Source organism: Flagellimonas alvinocaridis (genome assembly GCF_965248585.1).
In the GTDB taxonomy this organism is placed as follows: domain Bacteria; phylum Bacteroidota; class Bacteroidia; order Flavobacteriales; family Flavobacteriaceae; genus Flagellimonas; species Flagellimonas alvinocaridis.
The window spans coordinates 1,583,947-1,602,409 of record NZ_OZ252111.1 but is presented as its reverse complement, the minus strand read 5'-3'; the positions used below and the strand labels follow the sequence as shown (position 1 = coordinate 1,602,409).

Below are 18,463 nucleotides of genomic sequence, written 5' to 3'. Positions count from 1 at the left end.
TATTGTTAAAAAAACCATAGTTTAATAGCCATGGCTACCACCACAACCACTAAAAAGGTCTTTATGAATCCATCCCCTTTTTTTACCGAATAACGGCTTGCCACCCATGCTCCCGACCCGTTTCCAATGGCCAAAATAAGTCCCAATTTCCAATTCACCTTATCATTAAAGGCAAAAACGGCCAAAGCGGACAGCATATATATGAAAACCACCGCTACCTTAGTGGCATTTACCCGGACAAGGTTCATCCGGTTTACATAGTGCATGAAAAATATCATTAAAAAACCTAGACCGGCGTTGATGAATCCACCATAGATTCCAAAAAAGAAAAATACAATGAGGCTCAACCAGAGATACTTGCCTGTGAGCCTCTCTTCCATCTCCTCCATGCGCATTTTGGGTTTGAAAACAATGATAAGCACCACGGCCAACATAACCATGGCCAAGATTCGGTTAAAAGTCTCGCCATTAATGTCAATGGCAATCCAAGCACCCAATATGGCCCCTAGAAAGGCTGCAACGCCCAGATATAGATTGAAAGGGAAAGTGGAAACCCCCTTACTCTTAAATCCTGCTGTGGCCAAGGCCGTTTGGATAACAATGGCTACCCTATTGGTACCGTTTGCCACGGCTGGGGGAAGTCCCAAAAAGATAAGGGTTGGCAAAGACAGCAAGGAACCTCCACCGGCTACGGTATTGATAAAGCCTACGGCAAAACCAACCGCAACCAAAAGCACATAGTGGTACCATTCCATCATGCCAGCAAAAGTACTCCCTTAAAATGGGATTCATTAGTACAAAAAATTAAAGTTTATAAACTTTTACAGAACCAAAAAAGCTTTATATATTTGCACCCGCTTAGGAGGAATGGCAGAGTGGTCGAATGCGGCAGTCTTGAAAACTGTTGAGGGTCACACCTCCGGGGGTTCGAATCCCTCTTCCTCCGCTTAATGACGTGAAAAGCCCCTTAGATAGGGGCTTTTTATATTATACACAACTTAGAGAGTTTGTTTTGTCTTATTAAATGTGTATCACCGTTTCAAAAAAAAGATTCCTGAAAACAGTCTGTTCTGAATTGTGCCAATCCATTGATTGTCCAAATAATTTGAATCCTCATTTGATGGTTCTTCCTGTTCGGGTATTTTAAGCTTTCTATATTCCATGAGTACTTTTTTACATCGGGTGCAAGTTGATTATCATTAAATACTTTCAAAAAATGTCATGATGATTTCAGGCAGGTTCACATCTCGATTAAGGTTTCCCAAATAGTCCGGCCAATCCTTAAAGTCTGGATTAGCAAAATGATGTCCACCATTCATAATTTCCAAAGTGGATATTTTTATGCTTGATCCAAATGACGAATAAGTCCTTTGTACAGCCCTCGAGTTATCCCTTGGATAGGTGTCTTCATAATCTAATTTTGATTCCAGTTTTGATTCTCCAGGCAATAGGCTTAGCCAATAATCACGCGTTGTCTCCAAGGACATTACACATCCCCGGGTTTGCCCATCACCAGACCATACCTCTCCTCCTTCATAAGGGTTTATAGGGTCTGTAGTTCCATTTATCAACAGCATGGAAATTGCTTCATGGCTACTTGTACAGTCATCATTGTCCGAAACGGGAAGGTTGGCACCAACTACTGCAAAACCCTTAAATTCACTGGAGGCCACCTTGGCCAATTTAAAACACATGTGCCCCCCATTTGAATAGCCTACGGCGTAAACATCCAAGTCATCAAAGTCGAATTTACGCTTCAACCTTTTCTTTATATCCAAAAGAAACGCCACGTCGTTACTATTTTCCAGTTTTGCTGGATAGGTGGCCTTTGCCCTGCAATCGTTCCAATTTCCTTTATACCCTTCTGGATAAACTATAATGGTGTTACTGTCCTCTAGGGCCAATGTATTGAATTGCCCACCTACCACTTCTTCCATAAAATCCATGCCCATACCAGAACCATGAAGTACAAATATGATTTTTGCCTTGCCCCTATTTTCTTTGGGCTTCGTGTATCTAAAGAATCGAACCTTATCATCGACTTTCAACGAATCCACATACGACATTTGTGCATTCATCATAATAGGCATTGCAATAGCGAAAAGCCATAAAACGGCGTTGGATGTATAATTCTTCATCATTTTAAGATTAATGGGTTTTAAGTTGCGTAGAGCTCCTTTTAACCCTACGCAACTTTTTTGATTTTAATGTAGTATTTGGGTAAAACCGTATAGACAATCAAACCCAACTGTGTTTTCAGCAAATGCAGACATATCCAATGTGGCATTTAGGGTTGATCCTCCTGCAAAACCGGAATAGATACCTGTACCCGACACCACATTATCTTTTGTGTTTTCTTTCTTGATGAAAGCGTTCATATTAGCCGGTGGAGCCGGTATCATATCAATAAGGTTATGTAGTACCAAGGTGCTGTTTTGGGGGTCTTCAAACAAGAACACCGTATAGTTTTCACCAAACATGCTACCATCTTCAAAAGTTTCCGCACCTACGTTGATATCTATCACCGTGCCCATACTCTCCCCTGTTGCGGGATTGTACATGGTCATTTCAAAAGCATTTCCAGCGACGGACAAGTCGGTTCCCGGTAACTTGAAGTTTTCAACCATTTTACCTGTTACCGTTCCCTTTGCATTTATACTGAACATTGGGGTTGTTGTGGGGTCTTCATTGATGATATCCCCTTCATAATCATCATCGCTACAGGATAGCAATGCCATAAGACTAAAGGTTAGCGCTATGAGTTTAAAAATCACTTTTTTCATTTTGTACAGAAATAATAATTGTTCATGATGTCGTGTTCGTAATTTTCTACGGTAATGGTGCCAAAACCTGCTTCCGCAAGCATTTCTTTGGCCTTTTCCACTCCCCAAACTGTTCCCAGGCCCATTCCGCCCTGTGCAAGCGAAACGGACATGCAATGCAATGTTGAGGCGGTATAAAGAAATGGCGCCAATGGATGTTCTTCGTTATTCTCCAAATTGGAGGAAGCATTGATGTCCATCATAAGGTATTGACCTACGTCTTTTTTCAACAAAGCATTTATTTTGGAAAGGACCTTGTCCGGGAATGCCAGGTCATGGATAACATCAAAAGTTGTGATCAAGTCAAATTGCCTGTCAAAATGATAATCCAGCACATCGGCCTCAAAAAAATCAACATTTTTAAGTTCAGCTATCCTTGCCATGTTTTTGGCACTCTGTATAGGCTCTGGACAAATATCTATACCCACAAATTGACTGTTGGGAAAAGTTTTGGCCATTTCCATGAGTATTTTCCCATCACCACACCCAACATCCAGTACATCAATCCCTTTGGAAAGGAGCTGCAACAAATCTGGTTTGTGTTTTAGGATATTGTCAATAAGGTTATTTCCCACATTGGCATTGCTGATTTCCCCCATAACCTGATAGAATCTACCATACTCTGAGTAGGGTACTCCTCCCCCATTTTCAAAACAGTTCACAATTTTGTCCTCAACACCAGACCAAACGGGCAAGATAGAGGCAATGGCTGCCATGTTTTTTTCATTTGATTTACGCGTGAGGAAAAAGGCATTTTCGGCAGGTAATAGATAGGTCTTGTCCTTTGCATTATACTCAACTACCTTTCCACAAACCAAAGCTCCCAACCACTCCCTAACATACCGTTCGTTCAGCCCGGCCGATGTGGCTATTTCTAAAGAGGTGGACGGTTCCAAGGTATCCATTACATCAAACAACCGGGTTCGGTGCCCAATAGAAATCATTGTCCCCAGCGCAGCGTTGTTTATAACGGACATCATTTGCCCTGCAAAGGCTTCCATTTTGTTCGCATCACTAGGGATTCGGGGCAAACAAGAATTACACATAATTTTATTGTTTTAAGATTATTATGTGCAAACTTATGGGGGTTGCTTTGGCGGGAATGTTCAAATAAGTCCAAAGAATTGGCAAATTGGACCAAATCTATGAATTCATGGAAGCGCGATATTTTGTTGGCGTAACATCTTGCTGTTTTTTAAATGTTTTAATAAAGTGTGAAGCGCTTTCAAAACCACATCTAAAAGCCACTTCATTGATGTTCAAGTGAGAGTTCCCCAACAACTTTCTGGCCAATTGCAGCTTTCTATTGAGCAACCATTTTCCTGGTGCGGTTTTATACACTCTTACAAACTCCCTTTTAAAGGATGAAAGACTCATATTGCATAACTCTGCATACCCCGGAAGTTTTAGGGTGCTGGCATAATTCTCCTCCATAATTTGCCGTATCCCCACACGGTCGTCCCCTACCAATTGCAATAGGTATGATGATAGTTCGCCGTATTTGGGCTGGGTAAATAGATTTAATAACAGCTCATCAAACTTTACTTCCAAAAGTTCCTTGTTCACAACCTCCATATTGGCAAAATAGTTGAGAATGGTAAAAAAGAACACTTCCAGATTGGAATCTTGTTCCAGGGCAATTAAGTTTTCTTGGGTACCGTGTGCCAGATCTGCTCCATGGTCCATAACCTTCAAATAATCAAATTTGGACAAGAATGACCAATATAACTCTCTGGCAAGAAAAGCATCAGGGCACAATATTGCTCCTCAAAAAAGCTTTCACCAGTATACGCTCCTTTTTTCATAAAAAATACAGTGCCTTTGGCCACCGCAAGGTCTTGCCCCTTGGAACTGTATATTTTCTTCCCGGATGTACAAAATACCAAACACCCCACTTCCGTCCAGAATTTGAACGTCCGGTCTTCCAAAAAACACTTGTATTCCACACAAAGTAAATCGCGGATAATCACTTTCTTGTAGATATCCAGTGCTTTTAAAGTTTGATAAAAATTGATCATCTGTATTGACTTAAGTAATGATTATGATGATACAGACCAATTGTCTCGTCAACCTTTCAATTGTTTATGGTGTCGGTCAAATTCTCTCTGCCCTTCCGAGGTCAGGTAAGGATAAATGGCTTCCAATAACAGGCTACTATATTCCCGTATTGTCTTCTTGGCAACGCCTTTGGGGTGGAGTACTTGTGCAGACGACATCCAAAAATCGCCCAAAATTTGATAGCGTTTCCCAAGATTCCTGAACTGGTTGGGATACTGCTCCTCTTTCATTAAGCCTTTTTGAACAAAAGCGTCGAACAATTCGGTAATCTGCTCTTCCCTTAGCTTGGCCATACTCCGAAAGTGATTTCTTATGGTCTTGTGTTCTTGCATCACCTCGGTAAAATTCAACAGTATGAATCGATAATTATAAAAATTGATGGTTACCACTTCTGAAACATCAAACAGCAATTGTAAGCTGGCCTCCTTATTCTGATTGCCCAACATTACTTGATCGATGTCGTAAACCAATCTTCCATACAATTCGCCGATAATATCCTCTCTTTTTTTAAAGTGATAGTTTAGATTGCCTTGGCTAATACCCAAATCTTTTGCTATTGTTCGTAAGGTCACGCTAGATGTTCCATACCTGTTGAACAGTCGTAAAGCACTTTTTAATATGTTCTCTTTGGTATCTACCATAAGGCAAATATATAAAATTTTAGTAAACTTGACCTATTTTAGTACATTTGACCTAATAATGAAGGCTGCTTTACTTGGCCTAAACATTCATTCTTTTGAAGTTGGGAACGCCTTCTGGGGATTAAGTCACGATTGCATACTGAATTAGTAAGGTCCGTTGCAAATTGACCTTGTGTAAAAGACTTATGTGTTTTATAAAATTTCAAAAAGTTCATCAAGCGGCTTGCGCACCTTTTTTCTAAACTGAGTATGGTCTTCTTTGGAGCGAAAGCCCACGGGAACTATCACGCTTGCATTCAACCCTTTCTCGTCCAACCCTAGGATTGTATTGTACTTTTCCACCTCGTAGCCTTCCATGGGACAAGCATCAATCCGCAACTCGGCACAGGCCATCAAGAGGGTGGACATGGCCAAATAAGTTTGTTTTTCTGACCAAGACATCCAAGTAGTTTGGTCCATTCCCAACAAACTACGCTTGATAAGGTTTCCATATCCCTCCAATTTGTCCACTGGGGTACCCTGTATTTGGGAAATGGATTGAATGTATGCATCCACATCTTCATTCTTTCGTTGGGTGTAATTACAGAACACAAAAAGATGGGAAGCATCTGTAATCTGGTCTTGGTTCCATGAAGCTATTTTCAACTCCTCCTTGAGTTTCTGGTTTGAAATCACCAATACTTTATACAACTGAAGTCCATAGGATGAGACCGATAATTGTATCGCCTCCTTTAATTGCTCTATATCCTTTTCCCCTATTTTTTGGGTAGAATCGAATGTCTTGGTGGCATAACGCCATTTTAAATGTTTTAGCAACTCCATTTTTAAAAATCAATTTCCATTAATAGGCTCGCTACAAATCAAATTCAGTTAATTAAATGTCCTTGGTTGACTAAACCTCAACATAAAATCCACACTTTATACCTTTTAGCACTCATATCAATCCCAAGAACTGGTATTGGAAAGGGCATATTTGCCTGCGCCAAGGTAGTAGAAAACCATCCCCGAAGTTACATAAATAGCCAAAAGCTCCAATGACCAACCTCCAAAGTCATTCAATCTAAATATATTTTGGGTCTGGGCCAACAGTATGGCCACTAAGCTATTGAAAGCAAACAATAGGCCCGCAAAACGAGTCCTAAAGCCCAACATGATCATGAGGGGAGCCACTATCTCACCAACAAAGACACCCTGGGCAAAGACCCTTGGTAAACCATATTGCTCCAAGAGCATTTCTATGGAAGCCACTCCCATGATCAATTTGTTTATCCCATAGACCAACATTGTAAATGGAATACTTACCCGTAGTAGCAATATTGCCAAATTCTTGTCTTTTTTCATTTTGATTTATTTTGATTAAAATTTATAGTTCATAAAAACACCTATGTTCTCCAATGTTTTTTGGGCATTGCTGAATTGATCTAGGTTTACAGCCAAACCAAAGTTCAATCCCTGATTTGTCATGCCTATCCTGAGTTGCTGAAGTCCCCGTATATACCCTTTCCGGCCAATGTTCGCGGTGGCCAATAAATTAACATAGCCACGAATGTTCCAAATGAGATTTGGGGTATAGTTGAGTAAGAGGGCTTGTTCAAAAGAAAACCCATTTTGATAGGTGCTCCCGGCCGTGTAGCCCAAAGAAAAATTGGAACTATTGGTTTGCACACCCAAAGAAAATGTCCCAAAAGACCCTGGGTTTTTCACCCCAAAGGCCAAATTTGCACTAAGGCCTTTGGCAAGCCATAAAGAAGCGGTATTTCTGATAAAGTAAATATTGTTTTCATCGTTGTTGTATTCCGTATCAAACAATATCAAGTTATTCAACCTCAATTGCGGGGAAAGTTTATAATTCAAAGAATGCTTGTAGGTAATGGACCTATGCCCAAATACCATGTCGGGCGCATAACTCAAATCTTGTCCAGAGAGACTACTGCCCCATTGAAACACTAAACAAACAATTATAATCCTAAGGTTCATTGTTGTTATTTTTTTATGCAACAAATTTATTTTCAAAGGATTACGTGAATATTAAGGTAGATTAATAAAGTTCTGGATTAAGGATTTAAAAAAGAACGCAGTTGCGTTCTTTTTTTCATCTGACATTCCCGTTCTATTGAATCGTATAGCTTTCCAGATTTCCATAAGTCTTAAAACCCATTTTGGAATAGATTCGCTTCCCTGCTTCAGAAGCTACCAGATAACATTGGTTTCCCCCATTCCTTCTTACCTCCAAAATAAGCTTCTGTGTCATCTTTTTTCCAAGACCCAATCCACGATAATCTGGCAAGGTTCCGATCATGTGGATTCCAGAAGCTCCTTTCTGATCCACATAGAGTATCCCGCAAGAAACAAACTCATTGTCAAATTTCCCCAAGAACAGCTTCATTCTTGGATGCCCTTGCAGAGGAATAACCGTAGATACCAGCACTTGATAGCCGAATGATTCCGAGGCAATCTTAGCGAAAATGCCACTTAGTTTATTTGAATCTACTTGGACAAAAGGTGCTTCTTGATCGTCATTTACCTTGAAAGGTTTGTTTAAGGCCATAGCCGATACCTTGGAGCTCAATTGAAATCCCATTTTGACCAATTCACCACCCCATTTGGAATTTTCTGCAATAGCTACGGAGTTGGGCAATTTACCTTGCTTTATGTTGTGGAACAGCTCGTATCCGGATAATTTGTTCGGTTGCAAGCCATAAACTTTGCTAGGCCATGACCCATCTCCGGGATGGGTGGTATAAAATTCAGGATGCCGTATGAAAAAACTGCAATTCCGACCAATTTCGGACCAAAATTCGAATAGGTGTTCAATGATTGCCTTGTTCATAGCTCCAGAGCTGGGGTATTATTTTCCATTGCGGCAATGAGCGCTGCAGAATCTTCATAAAACCGATACTCTTTGATCATGCCATCCTGTATCCAACAAAGTTGTACCCAATCACTGTTAAACAGTTTTCCGGTTGATCTGACCAAATGGGAAAAATTGCCACGGGCCAATACCAGGTTCCCACCGGAAGAACAAACCTCTTTCACCAAAAAACTCTTGGTCTGGAACATATTGGATATGTTGGACAAGAATTCCCCTACTTCTTCCCTACCATGATAGATTCCGTGTAAGGCTCCTTCATTTCGTTCTTCCTCCTTGACACTGACAATGTAACATTGAGGGTGGAACAGTTGTATTACATCCGTTGTACGGCCTTCGGAAAAAGCATCAAAATACGTTTTAACAACATCTACGTTTGATTTTTGCAAATCATCTTTTCCTGCCAAGAACATTGCTGTTTTATGTTTCAACTCTGCTCTGTACGGCTCCAATAAAGTGCCTTCTTCAGCATTGTAGCTCTTATAAAAATTACCTAGAGAATATGTGCCCATGAGATTTCCTCCCCATCGACCTACCAAACGGGCCAACAAATCAAGATGGGACCTTCCCCCAGTACTTCCAGGCGAAGTGCTCATTAAAAAAATGGGTTTATTTCCAAAGAATTGTTGGTCGATACGGCTTAACCAATCTACTATATTCTTCAGGAATGCAGATGGAAGTCCGTTATGCTCCGGCGAGGCCATTATAAATCCTGTGGCCTCGTTCATTTTATGGAACAATACTTTTGCCGCTTTAGGAATCCCTATGCCTTCAATCGCCTGACTGTATAGGGGGAGTTCAAAAATTTTCAGGTCAATAAATTCGATTCCAGAATCTGGAAACTCCTGTATGACAGATTTTACTAATTTTTCATTGATAGAGTCTGGGTTGTTACTTCCCGCAAAGGCTATGATTTTTTTCATGGTGTACTGATTTATAGATTATCAATACAAACCTATCCCTTACACTTTGCGATAAACTTAAGGTATCTTAAGAAAGGTTATCTCAAGTCTTTCCGAAGTGCACTTAGAAACTCTGGGGTAACTCCCAGATAAGAAGCCACCATATATTGGGGTACCCTTTGTTCTATGTCCCTATGCTTGGAGCGAAACTCTAAATACCGTTCTTCCGCGGTTTTACTCATGGCGTTTATTGTCCTGTCTTGAAGTGATACATAGGCGTTTTCAAATTTTTTCCGATAAAATCTTTCAATGGCAGGTACCTCATTATATAGGTCGTTTAAAGTGTCCCGATGAATCTGAAGAACAATGGAAGGCTCCAAGGCTTGTACAAATTGCTTGGCCGGAGTACGGGTAAGATAACTATATAGGTCATTGACCCACCACCCTTCAATACCAAACTGAACAATGTGTTCCTTGGCCTGCTCATCCATATAATATGCCCGTAAACAACCTTGGGCAATAAACCGCATGTGGGTTGAAACATCGCCAGCAAATAAAAGTACCTCCTTTTTTTTCAGCTGATGCAATTGAAAACTGTTGGCCACTATATTGGCTTCCGTATGGGAAAGGGAGATGGTTTCCCTTAAATGTGAAACAAGCAAGTTTGTGGGTTCCTCCATGAAAAAGCTATGGGTCATTTCCACAAAATTAAGGGCATTTTAGGTTTTTACCGTTAACCGGGCCAAACTTTTACGACCTAGCCCCTAGTAATTTAAATCAACACCATCATGAATCGAAAATCTATTATCAACCTAGCGCTAAGAATCATAGCAGCAGTAATTTTATTGCAAACCCTATTTTTTAAGTTTACCGCCGCACCGGAATCGGTATACATTTTTGAGACATTGGGATTGGAACCAGTTGGACGTATAGGCATCGGTGTATTGGAATTGGTAACAGCCATTCTATTGCTTGTCCCAAGAACCACCGGGTTGGGTGCTCTATTGGGGATGGGAATCCTAGGTGGGGCCATTTTTTCCCATCTTACCCAACTTGGCATTGTGGTTCAAAACGATGGAGGTACTCTCTTTATATTGGCAGCGATCACTTTTGTTATCTGTAGTGTCTTGGCTTGGCAACATCGATTTCAAATCCCTATATTGAAAACCTTGTTGAAAAAATGATAATACAGCGTTAAACCCAGCAACCGCTTTGGTGTATTGCAAACAGGGGTTGTACCTTGCACAAAAAAGCACCTTTTCATGGATATTGAATCAAACCGGAATCTTAGCTGGGACGATTTTCAAAAAGTACAGATGGCCGTAGGGACCATTATTTCTGCTGAGGTTTTCAAAGAAGTTAGAAATCCCGCCTATAAAATGATCATCGATTTTGGCGAATTGGGAAAACGAAAGACTTCTGCACAAATTACCAAACTGTACAAACCTGAAGAACTTATTGGAAAACAAGTGGTGGCTGTGGTCAACTTTCCTCCAAAACAGATAGCAACCATGATGAGCGAATGTTTGGTGATGGGTGGCCTTGGGGACGACAAGGAAGTCATCCTTATCCAACCCGAACGAAAGGTAAAAAACGGTACGCGGATTGGTTAAAGCTACGTATCTTGTAACTATATGCCCAGATACCTCCTTATTTACCCTATTCGTTTTTCCCTTTTGGGGATTTTTCTTTGTTGTCTTCTTTTTAATGTCTGGCATGGGCATTCACAGCAAGATTCCTCTCGGATTGTCACTTATACCGATAAAATCATTTTAAAAGCCAACATAGATACCCGCGCCGATGCACTACTATACAGAAACCAAGATGAGGGTGAAAGATTGGAACTCACACCCAACAGTAGATATCGGCTCTTCCTGTCTTTGGACTATGAATTTATAGGGGTAAGTGTGGGTCTGGTCCCAGAATTTTTGGGAGCCAACTCCGATGAGAATCTTAAGGGCAAATCATCATTTACAGATTATCAGTTTCGCTTTTTCCTGGGGAAATGGGTACAAGGACTCTCCTATAGCAAAACAAAAGGATACTATGTAAGGAATACAGCCGACTTTGCTCCAAACTGGACTGAAGGAACCGATCCGTACGTACAATTCAACAATCTTACCAATTCCCATTATGGTATGTCAACTTCGTATGTTCTCAATCCAAACTTTTCATATCGGAACATCATCTACCAGAATGAGTGGCAAAAAGTGAGCAGCGGCAGTCTTATTCCAACCTTATATTATGACTACAATATTTTTTCTTTTGATGAACTGGATATCAGCAGCAAGGAAAAGTTTTTTAATCTAAGACTTTCTCCGAGATATTTCTATACCCATGTATTCCATGAGAATTGGTTTGTTTCCGGTAACCTGTCCCCTTCCTTGGGTGTTCGCTTCTCTAAAGAAGAAATCATGGAATCTGAAGTTATAGAAACTGAGCACAACACCTACTTTACACGCTCCTTTTCAACTGGATTGAATCTGGGTTACAGTTCAGAGAAGATTATTTTTGGTCTAAATCTCACCTTCAGCTCCGATTGGTATAATGAAGACAGCAACAGCAGTGTGGAAACGGACCAACTTTATGGAGTACTGTATTTTGGTTATCGTTTTCAGCCTCCAAAGTTTATAGAAAATGCATTTAAACCCTTTTCAGGGAATTAAAGACAAAACATGAAACAACGAATAGCGCATATTTCTTTGGTAGTGAATGACTATGATGAAGCCATTGCCTATTATACGAAGAAGTTGGGGTTTGATTTGCTACAAGACGTCCATTTGAACGAAGATAAAAGATGGGTGGTGGTAGCTCCAAAGGGAAGTCAAGAATGCAGCCTTTTGCTGGCAAAGGCTTCAAACGAACAGCAGAGCAACTGCATTGGCAACCAAACGGGCGGAAGAGTATTCCTATTTCTTTACACTGACGATTTTTGGAGAGATCATGAAAAAATGAAAAGCTTGAATGTTGAATTCATTGAACCTCCACGGGAAGAAATCTACGGCACCGTAGCTGTGTTTAAAGACCTTTATGGTAACCTATGGGACCTTTTGGAGCCTAAATGAATGGTTAACAAACAGCTTTACGTGCAGATAAACGGTTAAAAACATCGATAAACGATACTCCAGTGTTATTTTATTGAAAAATGTTTAAAATTTTTTCGATGAAATACATTTTTTAATCGGTAAAAGTGAAAACCTATGAAAAATTCATAAGTATTCCCTTAAAATCTTTTTGATCTTTGTCATGTATTAACCCCCAAATCAGAATATCATGACACGTTCACTTATCTACAGCCTACTTACTATCGGAATCTTCATCTGCAATGAAAATGCAAATGCACAGATGGATAAAGACCTTTTGCCCCATGTTATGGATGGCAACCTATCTACAATTGATGGTTATGTACCTTCCATGACCATTACCAAGGATGGTCAAACTGCATACTTTAGCAAGGCCACCTACCAAAAACCTTTATATGGAGTTTTTTCCAAGAAAGAACTCATCCATGAAATTTACAGAGTAGAAAACGTTGATGGTGAATGGAAAAACATGACCAAAATGGAAGTTTGTCCAAAATATGCTTCAGCAAAGCATCCTACTGTTTCTGATGACGGTAAACGCCTGTTCTTTGCCTCTAATATGCGTGGAAGCTTTGGAAAATATGATATTTATGTTGCCGAAATCAAATCTGATGGTAGCTTGGGCGTATCCAAAAACCTTGGACCTAAGGTGAACACCAAGGAAGACGAACTATACCCCAACTTGTACAATGGAACCTTATTGTTCTTTGCCTCCGAAGGAAGAGACGGTTATGGCGGTCTAGACCTCTACGCCACTCAAGTAGTATTGAATACCTTAACACCTTCCGTTAACTTAGGCGATCGCATCAACAGTGACAGAGATGACTACGCCATCCAACTAACGCCAGAAAAGGGACTTGGGTTCGTGGTCTCCAACAGAGGACAAAACCACACCATTTCGCAGTATACTGTTGCTTATGGACGAGCCAATAAGAATAATCATGACATTGCACAAAGGGATGCAAATCTTGAAACCGCAATGAACACCACAATACAAGAGTATACAAGTACGTCGTTTGAGGACAAATAAAAACATAAAAACCTAAAGTCGGTCAACTACCTGAGGTGTCATCTGATTCTGTTTCATAGCCGAGATTTGAAACACTCATGACCATGATAAGAAAGACAGGGGGAACTGACAGTCTATCATAGAAGCGGGTTGTATTATTTCAATCTGACCGATTTTACCAAGAATAGGATGCATTAAACTGCATCCTATTTTTTTGTATTATACTGAAATACAATTTTTTAGAATCAAAATGATTCATATTCAGTGTTTAATTCCAGTAAACCAAATCCAATTACAGGAATGCATTTGAACGAAAAACACTACAAAAAATTCTGTGGGAGTGAAAAAAAAACTAATTTAATTTTTGAAATAATACAAACCCAAATCTATTGGTCATGAAAAAAAACTACAACTCTCGGAAAAAAGGCATACCTAAAGCTACCTACAAGCTACCTTTTTAAGGTACTGAACAACCTTTTCTAAACTACATTTTGATCTGATCCAATTTGGATCTACCTGCCCTATTTGTTTGGTTCGGACAATGGCAGCATTAGGCGCGTGCATATAACATTCAATGCATTGCTCCCTAATATGTGTTCCATTTACCTGCTCATTCAACTGGCGGAACAGGTATTTTTTGCCCAAATTTTACCAAAAAAGGGATTTAATACTATAACAGAATCAGATGACCCCCAAATCTATGCGTCATGAAAACTCACCCTTTACAAATTGCGATCATCGACAATGATGAAAGCCTAAAACCTATGTACAAACTGTATTTTGAAGATACTGTGGAATATGAGCTGCACGGAATTTACAAATCAGTTCACGAGCTCTTGTCCAATTTTGGAAGAAAAACCCCTGACATCATTCTATCTGAAGTGACCTTGGCCGGCATATCCGGAATTGATGGTCTGGAATACTTCCTCAGGAAAGATGAAGACTTGAAAGTCTTGATGATGAGTCAAAAAAGCGATTTTAAGGTTATCAAGGAATCTTTCAAAAAAGGGGCCAGCGGCTACCTTACCAAACCGCTGACCAAAGATAGGCTCTTTGCTGCGGTTGAAGCACTACACCTGCATGGTGTGGCTTTGGAACATGAGATTGCCAAAAAAATCATCCATTCTTTCCAGACCAAATCTTTCGATTCGTTCTCCAGAAAGGAAAACCAAATTGCCGAACTCCTTACCCAAGGATTCACCTATAAAATGATTGCGGACAAGCTTTGTGTTACGCCCAGTGCCGTCAATTTCCATATTCAAAACATTTATGTAAAACTCAATGTCAACTCAAAATCAGAAGCGTTGGAAAAGCTTCGCGAAATGGAAATGCGCCAATTGAACGCAGCATAAGACCCAAATCAAGCAAACAAAAAACCCTGACTAAAGTCAGGGTTTTTTATGGTTTATGCTATTCGAGTATTACTTCACTTCCTCGAAGTCAACATCCTCTACATTATCACCTTCCTTGGTATTGCCTCCAGCAGCGCTATCAGCACCGGCAGATGGATCAGCACCATTGGCCTGGGCCGCTTCGGCTTGAGCCTTGTACATCTCCTCGGAAGCCACTTTCCAAGCCTCGTTGATTTTCTCCAAAGCAGGTTCTATCACAGCAACATCTTTGGTCTCATAGGCTTTTTTCAATTCTTCCAAAGCATCTTCGATGGGCTTTTTCTTGTCATCGGACAATTTATCGCCAAACTCCTTCAACTGCTTTTCGGTCTGGAAAATCATACCATCGGCCTCGTTCAGCTTATCAGCTTTTTCCTTGGCCTGTTTGTCCGCCTCGGCATTAGCTTCGGCCTCAGCTTTCATTTTTTGAATTTCCTCCTCGGTCAATCCAGAAGAAGCCTCTATACGGATATCTTGGGTCTTGTTGGTAGCCTTGTCCGTTGCAGAAACCTTGATGATACCGTTGGCATCAATATCAAAGGTTACTTCAATCTGAGGCGTACCTCTTGGTGCCGGTGGAATACCGTCCAAGTGGAACCTACCAATGGTTTTGTTATCCGCGGCCATGGGACGCTCCCCTTGCAACACGTGGATTTCAACCGAAGGTTGGTTATCCGCAGCTGTGGAGAATACCTGTGACTTTTTGGTAGGAATGGTGGTATTTGCCTCGATCAATTTGGTAAATACACTTCCCATGGTCTCGATACCCAATGAAAGTGGGGTAACGTCCAAAAGAAGTACATCTTTTACATCCCCGGTCAATACACCTCCTTGGATAGCGGCACCTACGGCCACTACCTCATCCGGGTTCACCCCTTTGGATGGTTTCTTGCCGAAGAATTTCTCAACAGCCTCCTGTACCGCAGGGATACGGGTAGAACCACCCACCAATATAATTTCATCAATATCACTTTTTGAAAGACCTGCAGATTTCAATGCGGTCTCACAAGGCGCAATTGTTCTTTTTACCAAATCATCGATCAACTGCTCAAATTTGGCTCTAGACAAAGTTCTTACCAAGTGCTTGGGTCCAGATGCCGTAGCCGTTACGTAAGGCAAATTGATTTCAGTCTGCGCAGAAGAAGACAATTCTATCTTGGCCTTCTCAGCAGCTTCACGCAAGCGCTGAAGCGCCATAGCATCCTTACGAAGATCCATATCCTCATCCTTCATAAACTCCTCGGCCAACCAATCAATGATTTTCTGGTCAACATCATCACCTCCCAAGTGGGTATCTCCATCCGTGGCCAATACTTCAAAAACGCCATCCCCCAATTCCAAGATGGACACGTCATGCGTACCTCCACCAAAATCGAAAACCACGATTTTTTGATCGGTGTCTTTTTTGTCCAAACCATAGGCCAATGAAGCGGCTGTTGGTTCATTGATGATTCGCTCCACAGTTAGACCGGCAATTTCACCGGCTTCCTTGGTGGCTTGTCTCTGGGAATCGTTAAAATAGGCAGGAACCGTAATTACCGCACGGGTAACATCCTGACCCAAATAATCTTCAGCGGTCTTCTTCATTTTCTGAAGAATCATGGCCGAAAGCTCCTGAGGAGTATATAAACGGCCGTCAATATCTACACGCGGGGTATCGTTGTCCCCTTTGGTTACTTTATACGGCACCCTGTCCGCTTCCCTTTTGGATTCAGAGAACTTGTTCCCCATGAATCGTTTAATGGAATAAATTGTTTTGTTAGGGTTAGTGACCGCCTGTCTTTTGGCAGGGTCTCCCACCTTGATCTCTCCACCTTCCACAAATGCAATCACGGAAGGGGTGGTACGTTTACCTTCGGCATTTGGAATTACCACTGGCTCGTTACCTTCCATTACAGAGACGCAGGAGTTGGTCGTACCCAAGTCTATACCTATAATTTTGCTCATTGTATCTAAAGTTATTCTGTTTAAAATTCTTTTTGTCTCGTTCTTGAAGTGTCAATGATCATGCCATGCCCTAGAATATGACAAGGTGTCAGACCGTATCTGACCATATTCAGAAATTTTTCCCTGTTAAGCTACCTATCGAAACCAAAATACCCTCCAAACTTATTTCCTTCTTTATCCAACCTACTTGTTATATTTGAAACATTAAATCGGATCTATGGAATGTATCAGTGTGTTTGATATGCTCAAGATTGGCGTGGGGCCTTCCAGCTCACACACCCTTGGGCCTTGGAGGGCAGCCGAACGTTGGATTGGCGAACTCAAAGAACAGAGCATTTTTGATGATATTGAACAGGTTTCCGTGTCTCTCTTTGGATCCCTTTCACTAACAGGCAAGGGCCATGCCACTGACATTGCCGTTGTCATGGGATTATTGGGCACAGACCCGGAAACTGTCCCTATTGATAGTATTGATTTGGCCATTGAAAATGTAAAAAGCAACAGCACACTCCAATTGGGAGGAACCCACTCCATAAAATTCGATTTTAAAAACGATCTTGTCTTTAAAAAGGAATTCTTGCCCTTTCATTCCAATGGTATTCGTTTTGAAGCACAGCTCTCCAATCGAAAATCAACTTCTGAAACCTACTACTCCATTGGAGGCGGTTTTGTGGTCAAGGAAGAATTGATTCACTCCAAAGAGAACAAGGAAACATTCAAGACCTTCCCCTACCCGGTTAAAACTGGACAAGAATTGCTGCAATACTGTCAGGAAAACCAAAAATCCATTTCGGAAATCGTTTGGGAAAATGAACTTTCATTGCGTTCTTCCGATGAGATCGACACAGGTTTACAGCGTATTTGGGATACCATGCTCGAATGTATGTACACGGGTTGCCATACCGAAGGAAAATTGCCTGGCGGTCTAAACGTAAAAAGGCGCGCCTTTGAAATGCATCAAAAATTAAAAGGCAATACTCCCTACACCACTCCTCAAGAATGGTTGGAAAGTATTCGGGGCACTGAAGTGAAATTCCGCCAAATCATCAAATGGGTCAGTTGTTTTGCATTATCCGTGAATGAGGTAAATGCCTCACTGGGAAGGGTGGTCACTGCTCCAACCAACGGAAGTGCCGGGGTAATTCCCGCCGTTTTGATGTATTATATGGTCATTGAAAACCACGATGCCAACTTTGATGATGTTCGACAGTTTTTATTGGTGGCCAGCGAAGTGGGAAGTATCTTCAAGAAAGGAGCCACCATATCCGCAGCCATGGGCGGCTGCCAAGCTGAAATTGGGGTATCCTCGGCAATGGCCGCTGCTGGGTTGACAGAACTCATGGGCGGTACGCCTGAACAGGTTCTTATGGCCGCAGAAATTGCTATGGAACACCATTTGGGACTCACTTGCGATCCTATTGGAGGATTGGTTCAAGTGCCCTGCATTGAGCGCAATGCCATGGGAGCCATTAAAGCCATTAACGCTGCGGAGCTGGCCCTCGACACCGATCCAAAAGAGGCTAAGGTCCCATTGGACAAGGTGGTCAATACCATGTGGGAAACTGCAAAGGACATGAATTCAAAGTATAAAGAAACTTCTGAAGGCGGTCTCGCCGTAGGTGTTTTCCTTAGCGACTGTTAAATAGGATTGCATCAAAAAATACAGCATTGAATATCGCTTTTTCTTTCTTAATCGGTTAAATTTCATTAGTTTAGTGTAGAACTGTAGAGCAATTGGATT

Annotated in this window: 22 protein-coding genes and 1 tRNA gene; 8 read left to right on the top strand and 15 right to left on the bottom strand. The window is 41.2% G+C overall.

The window, feature by feature from the left end; genetic code table 11:
* Positions 1 to 5: 5 nt before the first annotated feature.
* Positions 6 to 758, bottom strand: a complete 753-nt coding sequence (locus tag ACP14V_RS07355; protein WP_272609976.1) for a sulfite exporter TauE/SafE family protein — start codon at positions 756 to 758, stop codon at positions 6 to 8.
* Positions 759 to 861: 103 nt separating this feature from the next.
* On the opposite strand from ACP14V_RS07355, the gene ACP14V_RS07350 reads away from it, so the two are divergent.
* Positions 862 to 946, top strand: a tRNA-Ser gene (locus ACP14V_RS07350).
* A gap of 85 nt (positions 947 to 1,031) precedes the next feature.
* Here ACP14V_RS07350 and ACP14V_RS07345 read toward each other — a convergent pair.
* The 13 genes from ACP14V_RS07345 to ACP14V_RS07285 form a co-directional block, all read right to left on the bottom strand.
* Entirely contained in the window at positions 1,032 to 1,163 is a 132-nt protein-coding gene (locus ACP14V_RS07345; protein ID WP_262709773.1) for a hypothetical protein, read from the bottom strand.
* 36 nt (positions 1,164 to 1,199) lie between these two features.
* On the bottom strand, positions 1,200 to 2,141 hold the full coding sequence (locus ACP14V_RS07340; protein WP_272609975.1) for an alpha/beta hydrolase family esterase: 942 nt from the start codon (positions 2,139 to 2,141) through the stop codon (positions 1,200 to 1,202).
* A gap of 63 nt (positions 2,142 to 2,204) precedes the next feature.
* On the bottom strand, positions 2,205 to 2,783 hold the full coding sequence (locus tag ACP14V_RS07335) for a hypothetical protein (RefSeq protein WP_272609974.1): 579 nt from the start codon (positions 2,781 to 2,783) through the stop codon (positions 2,205 to 2,207).
* Positions 2,780 to 3,868: a class I SAM-dependent methyltransferase gene (locus ACP14V_RS07330; RefSeq protein WP_272609973.1), complete on the bottom strand. Its 1,089-nt coding sequence runs from the start codon at positions 3,866 to 3,868 to the stop codon at positions 2,780 to 2,782. Before ACP14V_RS07330 ends, ACP14V_RS07335 begins: the two co-directional genes overlap by 4 nt.
* A gap of 97 nt (positions 3,869 to 3,965) precedes the next feature.
* Positions 3,966 to 4,535 (bottom strand): helix-turn-helix domain-containing protein, encoded by a 570-nt coding sequence (locus tag ACP14V_RS07325; RefSeq protein ID WP_424988041.1) that lies wholly within the window; start codon positions 4,533 to 4,535, stop codon positions 3,966 to 3,968.
* Positions 4,514 to 4,840, bottom strand: a complete 327-nt coding sequence (locus ACP14V_RS07320) for a hypothetical protein (RefSeq protein ID WP_424988039.1) — start codon at positions 4,838 to 4,840, stop codon at positions 4,514 to 4,516. The genes ACP14V_RS07325 and ACP14V_RS07320 overlap by 22 nt, the downstream gene beginning before the upstream one ends.
* Positions 4,841 to 4,888: 48 nt before the next feature.
* Positions 4,889 to 5,521, bottom strand: coding sequence for a TetR/AcrR family transcriptional regulator (locus tag ACP14V_RS07315; protein WP_272609971.1), 633 nt, complete (start codon positions 5,519 to 5,521; stop codon positions 4,889 to 4,891).
* Between the two features lie 192 nt (positions 5,522 to 5,713).
* Positions 5,714 to 6,343, bottom strand: a complete 630-nt coding sequence (locus ACP14V_RS07310; RefSeq protein ID WP_272609970.1) for an NAD(P)H-dependent oxidoreductase — start codon at positions 6,341 to 6,343, stop codon at positions 5,714 to 5,716.
* 117 nt (positions 6,344 to 6,460) lie between these two features.
* On the bottom strand, positions 6,461 to 6,862 hold the full coding sequence (locus ACP14V_RS07305; RefSeq protein WP_272609969.1) for a DoxX family protein: 402 nt from the start codon (positions 6,860 to 6,862) through the stop codon (positions 6,461 to 6,463).
* Between the two features lie 15 nt (positions 6,863 to 6,877).
* A complete protein-coding gene (locus tag ACP14V_RS07300) occupies positions 6,878 to 7,498 on the bottom strand; it encodes a hypothetical protein (RefSeq protein WP_272609968.1) in 621 nt (206 codons plus the stop codon).
* A 133-nt stretch (positions 7,499 to 7,631) separates the two neighbouring features.
* The gene (locus ACP14V_RS07295; RefSeq protein WP_272609967.1) at positions 7,632 to 8,351 is read right to left on the bottom strand and encodes a GNAT family N-acetyltransferase; all 720 of its coding nucleotides are present in this window, start codon (positions 8,349 to 8,351) and stop codon (positions 7,632 to 7,634) included.
* Positions 8,348 to 9,313, bottom strand: a complete 966-nt coding sequence (locus ACP14V_RS07290) for an NAD(P)H-dependent oxidoreductase (protein ID WP_272609966.1) — start codon at positions 9,311 to 9,313, stop codon at positions 8,348 to 8,350. Before ACP14V_RS07290 ends, ACP14V_RS07295 begins: the two co-directional genes overlap by 4 nt.
* Positions 9,314 to 9,390: 77 nt before the next feature.
* Complete coding sequence (locus ACP14V_RS07285) at positions 9,391 to 9,990, bottom strand: Crp/Fnr family transcriptional regulator (protein WP_272609965.1); 600 nt, start codon at positions 9,988 to 9,990, stop codon at positions 9,391 to 9,393.
* A 90-nt stretch (positions 9,991 to 10,080) separates the two neighbouring features.
* On the opposite strand from ACP14V_RS07285, the gene ACP14V_RS07280 reads away from it, so the two are divergent.
* From ACP14V_RS07280 to ACP14V_RS07255, 6 genes are all read left to right on the top strand, one after another.
* Positions 10,081 to 10,476, top strand: coding sequence for a DoxX family protein (locus ACP14V_RS07280; RefSeq protein WP_272609964.1), 396 nt, complete (start codon positions 10,081 to 10,083; stop codon positions 10,474 to 10,476).
* A 78-nt stretch (positions 10,477 to 10,554) separates the two neighbouring features.
* Complete coding sequence (locus tag ACP14V_RS07275) at positions 10,555 to 10,905, top strand: tRNA-binding protein (protein ID WP_272609963.1); 351 nt, start codon at positions 10,555 to 10,557, stop codon at positions 10,903 to 10,905.
* A gap of 21 nt (positions 10,906 to 10,926) precedes the next feature.
* Complete coding sequence (locus ACP14V_RS07270) at positions 10,927 to 11,958, top strand: DUF4421 family protein (protein ID WP_272609962.1); 1,032 nt, start codon at positions 10,927 to 10,929, stop codon at positions 11,956 to 11,958.
* 9 nt (positions 11,959 to 11,967) lie between these two features.
* Positions 11,968 to 12,357, top strand: coding sequence for a VOC family protein (locus tag ACP14V_RS07265; protein ID WP_272609961.1), 390 nt, complete (start codon positions 11,968 to 11,970; stop codon positions 12,355 to 12,357).
* A gap of 208 nt (positions 12,358 to 12,565) precedes the next feature.
* Positions 12,566 to 13,405: a hypothetical protein gene (locus ACP14V_RS07260; protein ID WP_272609960.1), complete on the top strand. Its 840-nt coding sequence runs from the start codon at positions 12,566 to 12,568 to the stop codon at positions 13,403 to 13,405.
* Between the two features lie 686 nt (positions 13,406 to 14,091).
* Positions 14,092 to 14,736, top strand: coding sequence for a response regulator (locus tag ACP14V_RS07255; protein WP_272609959.1), 645 nt, complete (start codon positions 14,092 to 14,094; stop codon positions 14,734 to 14,736).
* Between the two features lie 69 nt (positions 14,737 to 14,805).
* On the opposite strand, the gene dnaK is transcribed toward ACP14V_RS07255, so the two are convergent.
* Positions 14,806 to 16,722, bottom strand: a complete 1,917-nt coding sequence (dnaK, locus tag ACP14V_RS07250; RefSeq protein WP_272609958.1) for a molecular chaperone DnaK — start codon at positions 16,720 to 16,722, stop codon at positions 14,806 to 14,808.
* Between the two features lie 217 nt (positions 16,723 to 16,939).
* Between dnaK and ACP14V_RS07245 the strand changes: the two genes are divergently transcribed.
* Positions 16,940 to 18,364, top strand: coding sequence for an L-serine ammonia-lyase (locus ACP14V_RS07245; protein ID WP_272609957.1), 1,425 nt, complete (start codon positions 16,940 to 16,942; stop codon positions 18,362 to 18,364).
* Positions 18,365 to 18,463: the final 99 nt, after the last annotated feature.